General features: G+C 59.0%; 9 protein-coding genes. 4 read left to right on the top strand and 5 right to left on the bottom strand.

Going from position 1 to position 12,914, the window contains the following annotated elements:
* On the bottom strand, positions 1-1,044 hold a 1,044-nt coding region (gene metK, locus AAC083_RS09720; RefSeq protein WP_108536477.1), incomplete at its 3' end, for a methionine adenosyltransferase.
* A 342-nt stretch (positions 1,045-1,386) separates the two neighbouring features.
* On the opposite strand from metK, the gene tkt reads away from it, so the two are divergent.
* Both tkt and AAC083_RS09710 read left to right on the top strand, forming a co-directional pair.
* Positions 1,387-3,378: a transketolase gene (gene tkt / locus AAC083_RS09715; protein WP_108536476.1), complete on the top strand. Its 1,992-nt coding sequence runs from the start codon at positions 1,387-1,389 to the stop codon at positions 3,376-3,378.
* A gap of 395 nt (positions 3,379-3,773) precedes the next feature.
* On the top strand, positions 3,774-4,172 hold the full coding sequence (locus tag AAC083_RS09710) for a hypothetical protein (protein WP_108536475.1): 399 nt from the start codon (positions 3,774-3,776) through the stop codon (positions 4,170-4,172).
* Between the two features lie 184 nt (positions 4,173-4,356).
* On the opposite strand, the gene AAC083_RS09705 is transcribed toward AAC083_RS09710, so the two are convergent.
* The 3 genes from AAC083_RS09705 to AAC083_RS09695 all read right to left on the bottom strand — a co-directional run bounded on the left by AAC083_RS09705 (position 4,357) and on the right by AAC083_RS09695 (position 8,849).
* A complete protein-coding gene (locus AAC083_RS09705) occupies positions 4,357-5,619 on the bottom strand; it encodes a RidA family protein (RefSeq protein ID WP_108536474.1) in 1,263 nt (420 codons plus the stop codon).
* 767 nt (positions 5,620-6,386) lie between these two features.
* Positions 6,387-7,505, bottom strand: coding sequence for an anhydro-N-acetylmuramic acid kinase (locus tag AAC083_RS09700; protein ID WP_108536473.1), 1,119 nt, complete (start codon positions 7,503-7,505; stop codon positions 6,387-6,389).
* Positions 7,506-7,526: 21 nt separating this feature from the next.
* Entirely contained in the window at positions 7,527-8,849 is a 1,323-nt protein-coding gene (locus AAC083_RS09695) for a peptidoglycan DD-metalloendopeptidase family protein (RefSeq protein ID WP_108536472.1), read from the bottom strand.
* 110 nt (positions 8,850-8,959) lie between these two features.
* Between AAC083_RS09695 and tyrS the strand changes: the two genes are divergently transcribed.
* Complete coding sequence (gene tyrS, locus AAC083_RS09690) at positions 8,960-10,159, top strand: tyrosine--tRNA ligase (protein ID WP_108536471.1); 1,200 nt, start codon at positions 8,960-8,962, stop codon at positions 10,157-10,159.
* Positions 10,160-10,465: 306 nt separating this feature from the next.
* Here the strand turns inward: tyrS and AAC083_RS09685 are convergent, their stop codons facing one another.
* A complete protein-coding gene (locus tag AAC083_RS09685; protein ID WP_108536470.1) occupies positions 10,466-11,722 on the bottom strand; it encodes an adenylosuccinate synthetase in 1,257 nt (418 codons plus the stop codon).
* Between the two features lie 183 nt (positions 11,723-11,905).
* Between AAC083_RS09685 and AAC083_RS09680 the strand changes: the two genes are divergently transcribed.
* Complete coding sequence (locus tag AAC083_RS09680) at positions 11,906-12,826, top strand: LysR family transcriptional regulator (protein WP_042037490.1); 921 nt, start codon at positions 11,906-11,908, stop codon at positions 12,824-12,826.
* The last annotated feature ends 88 nt before the right edge of the window (positions 12,827-12,914 follow it).

Raw genomic sequence — 12,914 nt, 5'->3', positions numbered from 1 at the left:
CTTCAGATCCAGCATCTCGATCAGGCCATACGGACGCAGTTCGAAGTGCTCGCGCACCAGCTTGACCAGCAGTTCCTCGGCGACCTTGGCAGTACCGAAGGTTTCGACGCTGATGGAGGTCGGCTCGGCCACTCCGATGGCGTAGGAGATCTGGATTTCACAACGATCGGCCAGACCGGCAGCGACTATGTTCTTGGCAACGTAGCGGGCAGCGTAGGCAGCGGAGCGGTCAACCTTGGACGGATCCTTACCGGAGAAGGCGCCACCACCGTGACGGGCCATGCCGCCGTAGGTGTCAACGATGATCTTGCGACCGGTCAGACCGCAATCACCCATGGGGCCGCCGATAACGAAACGGCCGGTCGGGTTGATGAAGTATTTGGTGTCCTTGGTGACCCACTCGGCCGGCAACACCGGTTTGATGATCTCTTCGCGCACCGCTTCAACCAGATCTTTGTGGCTGATGGATTCGCTGTGCTGGGTAGAGAGCACTACGGCATCCACACCCAGGATCTTGCCTGCGTCGTCGTAGGCGAAGGTCAGCTGGCTCTTGGCATCCGGACGCAGCCACGGCAGGGTGCCGTTTTTGCGCACTTCAGCCTGACGCTTCACCAGCAGGTGAGAGTAGGTGATGGGGGCGGGCATCAGCACGTCGGTTTCGTTGGTGGCGTAGCCGAACATCAGGCCCTGGTCACCGGCGCCCTGCTCCAGCGGATCGCGGCGGTCAACGCCCTGGTTGATATCGGGGGACTGTTTGCCGATGGCGTTCAGCACGGCGCAAGAGTCAGCGTCGAAGCCCATGTCGGAGTGGGTGTAGCCGATTTCACGTACGGTATCACGCACTATCTCTTCGATATCAACCCAGGCAGAGGTGGTTACTTCACCGGCCACCATGACCATACCGGTCTTGACCAGGGTCTCGCAGGCTACACGGGCCTTGGTATCTTGCTTGAGGATGGCATCCAGTACCGCATCGGAGATCTGGTCCGCAATCTTGTCGGGATGGCCTTCGGAGACCGACTCGGAAGTAAACAGCTTTGCCATGATGGGATTCTCAGCTTGTCTGGGGTTATCGCCACAGCAATAACCGGGTGATGATAGGATGATTGTAGAGGTATCTACATCTGGACGTCCATTTTAGTTAGCGCTCCCTTCGATTGCCAGCACTATTTTGGTTTTGCCGCGCGCTGGCCGAACAAGATACGTGCTTTACCCCATTTGGGGGGCGAGCCGTTTACAACTCAATCGTTTGCCCCGGTCAGAAAAGCGATTGAGCTCCCAAAGCCACTTTATTCGCCCAGATAATATTTGCACCGCACGCCCCCTGCTGGGACAATAACGCGCCTTAATCTTGGCCATCAAATGAAGCAATCGCAGGAGATACAGATGCCTTCTCGTAAAGAGCTTGCCAATGCCATTCGCGCATTGAGTATGGATGCCGTTCAAAAAGCCAACTCCGGTCACCCGGGCGCCCCCATGGGAATGGCAGATATCGCCGAAGTGCTGTGGCGTAGCCACCTCAGACATAACCCGAACAACCCCAAGTGGGCCGACCGCGACCGTTTCATTCTCTCCAACGGCCACGGCTCCATGCTGTTGTACTCCCTGCTGCACCTCTCCGGTTATGACCTCTCCATCGACGACCTGAAAAACTTCCGCCAACTGCACTCTCGCACCCCGGGTCACCCCGAGTACGGCTATGCACCGGGCGTGGAAACCACCACAGGTCCGCTGGGTCAGGGCATCACCAATGCCGTGGGCATGGCGATCGCCGAGAAGGCCATGGCCGAGCAGTTCAACCAGCCGGGTCACGACATCGTTGACCACTACACCTACGCCTTTATGGGCGACGGCTGCCTGATGGAAGGCATCTCCCACGAAGCGTGCTCCCTGGCAGGTACCCTGCAACTTGGCAAACTGATTGCGTTCTGGGATGACAACGGTATCTCCATCGACGGTCACGTTGAAGGCTGGTTCACCGACGACACCCCCAAGCGTTTCGAAGCCTACGGCTGGCACGTTATCCCGGCGGTTGACGGTCACAGCCCGGAAGCCATCAATGCCGCCATCGAAGCCGCCAAGGCCGAGACTGGCAAGCCGACCCTGATCTGCTGCCGCACCATCATCGGCTACGGTTCCCCGAACAAGTCCGGTTCTCACGACTGCCACGGCTCACCGCTGGGCAACGACGAGATCGCCGCAGCTCGCGCTTTCCTGAAGTGGGACCACGCACCGTTCGTTATCCCGGCCGACATCGCTGCCGAGTGGAACGGTCAGGAGAAGGGCACTGCGCTGGAAGCCGACTGGGCTGCCAAGTTCGCCGCCTATGAAGCCGCTCACCCGACCCTGGCTGCCGAATTCAAGCGCCGTACCGCAGGTGATCTGCCGGCCAACTGGGCTACCGAATCCGCCAAGATCATCGAAACTCTGCAAGCCAACCCGGCCAAGATCGCGACCCGTAAAGCGTCCCAGAACTCTCTGGAAGCGTTCGGTAAGCTGCTGCCGGAGTTCATGGGCGGTTCTGCGGATCTCGCACCGTCCAACCTGACCATGTGGTCCGGCTCCAAGTCCCTGACCAACGACGATGCCTCCGGCAACTACATCCACTACGGTGTACGCGAGTTCGGCATGTCCGCCATCATGAACGGTATCGCCCTGCACGGTGGTTTCATCCCCTACGGCGCCACCTTCCTGATGTTCATGGAGTACGCTCGTAACGCCCTGCGCATGGCCGCGCTGATGAAGCAGCGTGCCATCTTCGTTTACACCCACGACTCTATCGGTCTGGGTGAAGATGGCCCGACTCACCAACCGGTTGAGCAGATCGCGTCCCTGCGTCTGACCCCGAACATGAGCACCTGGCGCCCGTGTGACCAGGTTGAATCCGCCATCGCCTGGAAGCACGCCATCGAGCGTACCGACGGCCCGACTGCACTGATCTTCTCTCGTCAGAACCTGGCCCAGATGGACCGCAGCGCCCAGCAGTTGGCCGATACCGCCAAGGGTGGTTATGTGCTGAAGGATTGCGCTGGCAAGCCGGAACTCATCCTGATCGCCACCGGTTCTGAAGTGGAGCTGGCCGTTGCCGCCTATGAGCAGCTGACTGCCAAGGGCCGTGCCGTGCGCGTGGTCTCCCTGCCGGCGACCGACGTGTTCGATGCCCAGTCTGCCGAGTACAAAGAGTCCGTGCTGCCGTCCTCCGTCACCAAGCGCGTGGCCATCGAAGCGGGCATCGCCGACTACTGGTACAAGTACGTGGGCTTTGGCGGCAAGATCATCGGTATGACCACCTTCGGTGAGTCTGCACCGGCTGAGCTGCTGTTTAAGGAATTCGGCTTTACCGTGGAAAACGTGGTTGCGACCGCAGAGTCCCTGTAATAGCCCTTGTAGTTCCTGAACCTTGGGTCAGCGTGGCCCAATAGCCGGAACGATAAAACGCCCTCCATCGCAAGATGGGGGGCGTTTTTTATGGCCTTTGATGCTGCCAGAGTGATGTGTTTATCGACCTCGCTTTTTCTTTTTCATTTGCTGTTATTCGTGGCGCCATATGATACCCTCCTTGCTGCTGCTACTCCCAGCTCTCGATTGACGACCTGCTGTTTCAGCGGGTCGTCATGGTATAAACCAAGCCAGCAATCACATTCTTGCCGCATCGTCTCTGGGTGATGGCATCAGCTCACAAGGATATTCGGAGGGAGCAGGATCAGTTCCCGGGTGAATAATCTTTAATTATAAAAATGTCATTTGATGTGTCATCAAGATGGAGTTTTCCTATGTCTTGTTCTATTTATATCGATCCATCAGCAAAAAAACTGCGGGTCAACAAAGACAGTTATGACTTTGATAAAATATCTGATGTGCAAGTCAGGACGCTCTCGTGGAAAGATAAACTGCTCAATATGTTCATCATCGGTTTCATTGCCTCAAGCGTATTGTTTATCATTGTCCCGACGGATGAACATGGTCAGGTAATAACGTCAGTTCTCCCTGTGGTTGCATTTTTGATCGGTGCATGTATTGCTTTGTTTGTCAGTAGTAAATATGAATTTAGATTGGAGTTTAGATATTCAGATGAAGTCGGTGTACAGTGGTTCACCGCAGCCAAGGGACGCACAGTCGTTGATTATCAGATGTTCAAGACACGGGAAGTAGAACTTAAGCACTACCTTTAGCGAACACTGATGGCTCGTAGGTTAGCTTGGCGAAGCGTCATTGGACGTTCGCAAAACTAAATGGATGCATTGCCAGGTTGGATAGTGTATTCACTAATATGATGATATTAAAAGCAATGCCCCTGAAAATTAGATAAAAAGACACCGGCCTAAGCCGGTGTCTTTTTATTATACACAGCAAACCTTATGCTTGCGGCGGGGTACTTTCCGCATTGGAGAGCACGGCATCCATTTGCACCAGCGCACCGGCGGGCAGTTCGCCCACCCCAAATACGGTGCGGGCGGGCAGGTAGCCCGGGAAGTATTGGGTGTAGACGGCGTTGACCGCATCCAGATCCGCGATGTTGCCGAGCTGGATATTCACTTTGACGATATCGTCCATCACATGGCCGATGCTCTCGACGATGGCCTTGATATTGCTCAGGCACTGGGCGGTCTGCTCTTTGATGCAGCCAGTCAGGATCTTGCCAGTGGCGGGGTCAATCGGCAGCTGCGCAGACAGATGGTTGTAGTGGGAGAAGGCGACGGTCTGGCAATGGAGCGGGCTCTGCGGTGCCTTGTCGGTATTGCGGGCAGAGATCACTAGCTTGTGACGGTCTTCCACCCGTTGCGGCGGAGTGCCGTCACCGTGGGAGATGACCGCATCCATCTGCACCCGCGCCCCCATTGGCAGGGCGGCGGCACTGATCACCGAGCGGGCCGGCAGATAGGCCACGGCGCGGGCAATGGCGGAGTCGGGGAAGAAGGTGGTGTAGACTTGGTTGACGGCCTCCAGATCGGCGAGGCTGGTCAGGTAGATATTCACTTTGACGATATCGTCAAACGGCACGTCTATGCTCTCCAGCACCGCCTTGATATTGCGCAGGCACTGACCCGCCTGCTCCTTGATGCCACCGGCGACCAGCTGGCCCGAGGCGGCATCGACCGGCAGTTGTGCGCCGATATTGTTGTAGTGGGAGAAGGCGACGGTATGGGTTGAGAGTGGATTGTGCGGTGCTTTGTCGCTATTGCGGGCCAGTTTGACCAGCGGGCAAGGATCTTGCGGGAAGGTGCCTTCGCCGTTGGAGATGATGGCATCGATCTGCACCAGCGCACCCTGCGGCAAGGCGGCGACGGCGAGGGTGGTGCGGGTCGGCAGATAACCCGGGAAGAATTCGCGATAGACGGCGTTGACCGCCTCCAGATCCGCCATCTCTTTCAGGAAGATGGTGGTTTTGACCATATCGTTCATCACGTGGCCAATGCTCTCTATGATGGCCTTGAGGTTATTCAGGCACTGTCTGGCCTGTACCTTGACATCGCCACTTACCATTTTGCCCGTCTTGGGAGCGACCGGTAACTGGGCGGAAATATTGTTGTAATGAGAGAATGCCACCGTCTGGGTGTAGGGCCCCAGCGCCTGCGGAGCATTGGTGGTATTTCTTGCCGACTTGATGATGCCACTCATAGATATGCCTCTTTTTAATATTTTTTGTTAATTCAGATACAGGTTTACCCCATCTTGTTGTGCGCCATGGCTACTGCACCAGCGGCGGCATCCCCGGTTATTATTTGTGATCCACTCAATAGCTGAATGGGATAAGAGAGGGCGGGACAGGGTAGATATGTCAGACATGGCGATTCTATGAGTGGCTATCAGGGGATGCAAACCGGGATTTCGTTTCTATGAGATAGGTCAACGCTCGAAAATATAGCTTTTTTGCTATTCAATTCAGGGTGAATACCATTCCGAGGTGGTTCAAACAGGGTTGGCATCGCAGGCGAGCCCGTGTGGACTGGGTTTATCCCTCTGTGGGGATGGGGCAGCGCTGTGAATGATGCGTTAAAAGTATGCGTCATCTTGCGGATAACCGTTTTTATTTTGCATGGATATGTAATTTTAATCGTTTCGGGGATCTATCCAGTTCGCTAAAAATATGCTAACCCAAGGTCATGCAAAGACTAATAAAGATGTGGCTGGAATATAATTCAATACATTGCATAGGCGATATTTTATTATTGCGCTTGAATAGCCGCTTGTGTGCTTATTTTGATGATGTTGGCCGCCCAAAATAGCGAGATAAATATGCCATAAGGGGGCAGTCGTCCTGTGAGCGGTTGTGATGGTGGAGCAAGATGGTGGCTTGCCCGCCAGCGTGACGCGGGTCAGTGGTCGGCAGGCGCACAAGGGGCCGGGTCTGGATAAGCGCTCGGGATGGGGGCACCCGGTGTCAGTTATCCGGCGAGGTAGAGGGCACCCAGCACGGCCGGGCGACTGGCGCCGGTGACCGCGGGCAGGTTGCCCGGCTTGCGATGGATAAAGCGCTGTGCCAGCCAGGCAAATGCCGCCCCCTCCGCCCAGTCGGGGGCTATCCCCAGATCAAAGGTACTGGCGATGTGCCAGCAGGGCAGCAGGCCGGCGAGTTCCGCCAGCAGCGGGGTGTTATGGGCGCCGCCGCCGCAGACAAACAGCTCGGCTTTGGGTTGGCTGGTACCGACTGCCTCGGGCTGGGCGGGCAGCTGACGGGCGATGCTGTGGCAGGTGAGTGCCTGCAGGGTGCGCTGCACATCGACGGGGGCGTATGCAGTGCCTGCCAGCTCGCCATCGAGCCAATCGAGGGTGAACATCTCCCGCCCGGTGCTCTTGGGGGCGGCGGCGGCGAAGTAGGGGTGAGCCAGCAGCTTTCCAAGCAGGTCAGGAATAAGCTGGCCGCTGGCGGCCCATTTACCACCGGCGTCGTAGTTGCCGCCGTCTGGCTGATGACGGCGATACCAGCCATCGAGCAGGGTGTTGGCAGGGCCGGTATCAAAGCCATACACCCCACCGGGATTGCCCGGCAGCACCGAGATATTGGCGATGCCACCGAGGTTCAGCACCACCCGCAGGGCGCCGGGTTTGGCAAACAGTGCCTGATGGAAAGCGGGCACCAGCGGCGCTCCCTGACCGCCGAGGGCCATGTCCATGGTGCGAAAATCGGCCACCACATCAATGCCGGTCAGTGCGGCCAACAGGGCGGCATTGCCGATCTGCAGGGTAAAGCCGAGCTGAGGGCGGTGGCGTATGGTCTGGCCATGGCTGCCGATGGCGCGAATATCTTCAGGGGTCAGCCCCGCCTTGGCGAGCAGCGTGTGGGTGGCGGTAGCAAACTCGCGGGCCACCAGATTGTCGGCCACGCCCATCCTGTCTATTTCGTTCTCGCCCGGAGTGCTGAGGGCGTGCAGCTCACGGGCCGTGGGCCAGGGGTGGCAGAGTGCCGCTTCGACCCGCAGTTCATCGCCGTCGATCATCACCAGCACGGCATCGATCCCATCCATACTGGTGCCTGACATCAGTCCGATATAGCGCTCTTTCATTCCCCACTCCTTGGCGGCCACTTAGCCGCCGCGATTGTCCCGTTTGTTCTGAGCCAGCTGCAGCTCAGGCTTGTCAAGTTGGTCGAGTTTGGCCAGTTGCGGCATCGCCAGCTTCCTGAAATTGGCCAGCTCCCGTCCGGTCAGGGTTTCAGCCTGTGGCAGGGTGAGGGTGCGCGGGTTCTTGTGAATGCCGCCCACCACGAACTCATAGTGCAGGTGCGGGCCTGTCACCCGGCCTGTGCCCCCCAGGGTGCCAATGGTCTGTCCCTGTTTCACTCGCTGCCCTTTATCGACGGTGCGTTTGGACAGATGCAGGTATTTGGTCACGAAGTTGCCGGCGTGCTTGATGAAGACGTAGTTGCCGTTGAACTGGTTGTGGCCGGCGGCCACCACTTGGCCGGAGCCCGCCGCCATGATGGGGGTGCCTACAGGAGCCACATAGTCGATGCCGTTGTGGGGGCGGATCTTGCCGGTGACCGGGTGGAGGCGGCGCGGGTTGAAGTTGGAGCTGATGTATTTGAAGTTGACCGGGGCGCGCAGGAAGCTTTTGCGCATCGCCTTGCCTTCCGGCGTGTAGTAGTTGCCATCTTCATTGAGCACGGCGCGGTAAGCGGTGCCCTGGTTGACAAATTCGGCGGCCAGGATATCGCCGGAGGCGACCCGCTCGTCATCCTGATACTTCTCCTGATAGACCACCCGAAAGCTGTCCCCGGGTTGCAGGTCCTGAGCGAAGTCGATGTCCCAGCCGAAGATGGCAGCCAGGTTCATGATCTGAACTTCTGTCATGCCCGCCTCGGCGGCGGCACCCCAGAAGCTGGAGCGGATCTCGCCTTTGGCCACCTGCTCGCGGGTATCGAGTTCCAGCTTGACCGGTTTGGCGACGAAGCGATCCGCCTTGCGGTTCACTTTCAGCGCCTGCTCCAGGCTGTGGGGGTAATAGAGGCTGTGCAGCATGCCATGTTTCGTGAGCTTGAAGGTGAGCTCCTGGCCGGGTTTGAGCCGGCGCAGGGGATCCGCGCCATCGAGCTGATCGATGAGGTGCAAATCCGTGGTGCTGAGGCCAAGGCGCTGGAAGATGACGCCCATGTTGTCGCCCCGGTGCACCTTCACCTGTTTGGTGACATAGCTGGGCTTGGGCGGGGTGACGGGCAGCTCGGTCTGGGCCAGCAGCTCGCCCTCGTCGGCTTGCGGCTCGGCGGCAAAATCGTTGCCGTTGTCATCGACCCGGGTTGCGACCGCCTGTTCGCTTGGCCAGGCAGCCAGCATCATCACCATGATGCTCAGGATCAGCACCATCTTGCGGTGCCAGTGGGGAAGTGCGTTGAAGGCGTGCCAAATAACCATGAGAAGCAGATGAAGTCGGGCAGAATGGATGGATTTTACAGCCTTTCCAATTAGCTCGCCATTCCAGTAATATGTTTGGCCCTGTGGAATCGTGATTGGAGAGTCAAAAAATGTCCCAGCTCGAGGTGGCGCTAGCCGAGATCAAGCGCGGAGCGGAAGAAATTCTGGTTGAAGAAGAACTTGTCGCCAAGTTGAAGGAAGGGCGCCCGCTGCGCATCAAGCTGGGGATGGATCCGACGGCTCCCGACATTCACCTGGGTCATACCGTGATCCTCAACAAACTGAAGACCTTCCAGGATCTGGGCCATGAGATCATCCTGTTGATCGGTGATTTCACTGCCATGGTGGGTGACCCCTCCGGCAAGAACAGCACTCGTCCGCCGCTCTCCGAAGAGGCCATCAAGCACAACGCCCTCACTTATGCCGAGCAGGCGTTCAAGATCCTCGATCCTGCCAAGACCCGTATCGAGTACAACTCCAGCTGGCTGGGCGAGCTGGGCGCGACCGGCATGATCAAGCTGGCGGCCAAGCAGACCGTGGCTCGCATGATGGAACGCGACGACTTCAAAAAGCGCTACACCGGCGGCCAATCCATCGCGATTCACGAATTCCTCTATCCGCTGCTGCAAGGCTATGACTCGGTCGCGCTGAAGGCGGACGTCGAGCTGGGCGGTACCGATCAGAAGTTCAACCTGCTGATGGGCCGCGAGCTGCAAAAAGATGCCGGCATGGCCGCACAGTGCGTGCTGATGATGCCGCTGCTGGTGGGTCTGGATGGCGTCAAGAAGATGTCCAAGTCTGCCGCCAACTACATAGGCGTGCACGATGCCCCGGGCGAGATGTTCGGCAAGATCATGTCCATCACCGACACCCTGATGTGGAACTACTACGAGCTGCTCTCCTCTCGCCCCTTGGCCGAGATTGAAGAGTTCAAGGCCGGTATCGCCGCGAACACCCTGAATCCTCGTGATGTGAAGATCTGGCTGGCCAAAGAGATCATCGCCCGCTATCACGACGAAGCGGCAGCCGAAGCGGCCCACGAAGATTTCACCCAGCGCTTCTCCAAGAACGCCATGCCGGACGAGATGCCGGAAGTCGAACTGGCGCTGGAAGGGGAAGGGCTGGCCATTGCCAACCTGCTCAAGGATGCCGATCTGGTGGCCACCACCTCCGAAGCACTGCGGATGATCAAGCAGGGCGCGGTCAAGGTTGACGGCGAAAAGCTGGAAGATGGCAAGGCACTGGTAGGTGCCGGTACCGCCGTCTATCAGGTTGGCAAGCGCAAGTTTGCCCGGGTGACCGTCAAGTAAGCCGTCATTGCCATCTCAGCCTGGCACTGCCATAAGAAAGGCCTCCCTTGCGGAGGCCTTTTTGTTGCGTTATTCCCTGCGCTAGTGGGGAGCCGCCTTCCTGTTTCAGAAGGTTGCGATAGAGCATACAGAGGTGTGCACTCTCCAGCTGAAGCCCCTGTATGGCGCCTGTCGCCGGGTGTCGTTCTCGCGGATGGGGCCCGTTCCCGCCCGTCCCTCGGCGGTCAGCTTATGGTGAGGTGGCCATAAAAAAACCGGCCTCTGTGAGGCCGGTTTTGACATCTTGCTGGCAGCTGCGCAGGGAGCTTAGCGCAGTATCATCTGCTCGCGGCCCGGGCCGACGGAGACCATGGGAACCGGCACACCCAGCAGAGCTTCGATGCGCAGCACATAGTGCTGGGCAGCCTTGGGCAAGTCTTCGAACTTGCGGATGTGAGAGATGTCTTCGCTCCAGGCTTCCATGGACTCGTACACCGGCTTCAGACCGGCGGTCTGCGGCCAGATGGGGTTCTCGGTGTTGGCGCCTTCGTAGGCCACGCAGATCTTCAGATCCGGCATGCCGGAGAGGCAGTCCAGCTTGGTCAGGGCGATCTCGTTGGCGGCCTGGATCTCCAGACCCTGCTTGGTGGCAACGGCGTCGAAGTAGCCGATGTCACGGGGACGGCCGGTGGTGGCACCGAACTCGTTGGCGAACTTGCGGAACTCTTCCTGATTCTCCATGGCGGTGATCAGGGTGCCGGTACCGACAGAGGTACTGAACGCCTTGGCCACGGCAATCACGCGCTCGGGGCGCAGAGCCGGCAGGCCGCCACCGATACCGGCGTAGGCGCCGGAAACGTGGGAAGAGGTCACCCAGGGGTACTCACCGTAGATGAGGTCACGGCCGGCGCCCAGCTGGGCTTCGAACAGCAGGGTGCCGTTCTGGGCCTGGATGGCCTTGAGCGGCTCGCTGACGTTGCAGACGGCGTCGATCCAGGGGGCGGAGACTTCCAGCAGCCAATCGGCCATTTCCTGGGCGGTCTGGCTGAACTCGAAGCTCGGGTAGAGGGCTTTGAGCTGCGGCAGTTTCCAGTCGAGGAAGAACTGGAGGCGCTCAACCAGCACCTCTGGCTGCTTCAGCCAGCCGACCAGGATCGCTTTTTTCATGACCCGATCACCGTAAGCCGGGGCTATGCCCTGACGGGTGGAGCCATAGGCGCCATCACCCAGACGGACTTCTTCCAGGGTATCTTCCAGCGCATGGATTGGCAGACAGAAGGTGGCGCGATCAGAGATGGCCAGTTTCGGGGTCACGCCGGCGGCGTTCACTTCAGCCAGCTCGTGGGTCAGCGGCTCGGGGCTGATGACCATGCCAGGGCCGAGGACAACCAGGCACTCCGGGTTGAATACGCCGCTCGGCAACTGGTGCAGCTTGAAGGTGCCCAGGTCGTTGACGACGGTGTGGCCGGCGTTGTTGCCGCCCTGAAAACGGATGCTGGCGGCGGATTGACCTGCCAGATAATCGACGATGCGGCCTTTGCCTTCATCACCCCAGTTAGCACCTACGACTACGATAGACGACATGACTCTTTCTCCTAAGACGTTAGGCGTCCATCCTAGGAGGCTGCGGCGGATTAGAAAAATTAATTATCTTTATAATTCCAATAAGAAAACCATATAATTGTGGCGAATTTACCGGCAAGACGCCCCGTATTGCCGCGCTGGCCCGCGTCATGGGCGCAGATGTGGAAAAACAAGAGGATCCCCATGCTGGATATTCACTGGCTGCACACCTTCGTTACCCTGGCCCGCCTGCAGCACTTCGGCCAGACCGCCACCGAATTGCACATGACCCAGCCCAACGTCAGCCTGCATCTCAAGAACCTGGAGCAGGCCACCCGGGTCAAGCTGATTGAACGCAGCCCGTTTCGGCTCACCCAGGCCGGTGAGCGACTGCTGCAAAGCGCCGAGCGGGCCATCAACGAGCTGCTGCTGTGCCAGTCCGATCTCAATGCCCTCAACCAGCTGAGCCAGGGCACGCTCGCCATCGCCGCCAGCGACATCATCTCTCGTCTGCTGTTGATCCAGCCGTTCCAGCGCTTCAAGCAGGCCTTTCCCGGCATCGATCTCACCCTGTTCAATACCACCTCGGATCAGGCGGCCGAGCTGGTCAGGGCCGGCAAGGCGGATCTTGGCTTCGTGATGGCGCAAAAGCGTAGCGAACCGCTGTTCTACACCGAGTTGCAGCAGGTGACCTGGTGTGCGCTGGGACACGGGCTGGCCCGCTGGCAGGCGCGGGCGAAGGCGGGAGAGAGCGATCCCCTTGATGAGCCGACCCTGATCCTGCTCGGCCACGACACTCGCACTCGCGCCCTGATCGACCCCTCGCTGCCCCTGCTAGGCCTGCCGACTTGCCGCATCATGGAGGTGGGCAGCGTGGATGCCCAGCTCGACTGGGCCGAGGCGGGCTTCGGGGTGGCCATAGTGCCGGACTTCTCGCTCCACCCGCGCCTCAAGCTCACCGCCCCCGTGGCCCGTCTGACCGATTTTCCCGGCACCAGCTTGGGGTACGTGGTGCGTCAGAATCAGGTGTTGTCGCGGGCTATCAAACAGCTGCTGCACTGGGTGGAGGAGGAGATATTGCAGCCCGACGCCCGCCATCAAGCGGCGCCCAAGGCCGCAGGCTGACAAGATCCGGCAGGATAGGCAGACCGTTCATGGCGGGCGCCTGACCCGGTTGGACTGGGCCGGAAGGGGAGATACCGATCGGCAGCTG

The sequence above is a fragment of the Aeromonas sp. HMWF014 genome (genome assembly GCF_963878295.1).
Classification (GTDB): domain Bacteria; phylum Pseudomonadota; class Gammaproteobacteria; order Enterobacterales; family Aeromonadaceae; genus Aeromonas; species Aeromonas popoffii.
Note: the sequence above shows the minus strand (reverse complement) of the source record. Positions and strands in the feature narration are given on the sequence as shown.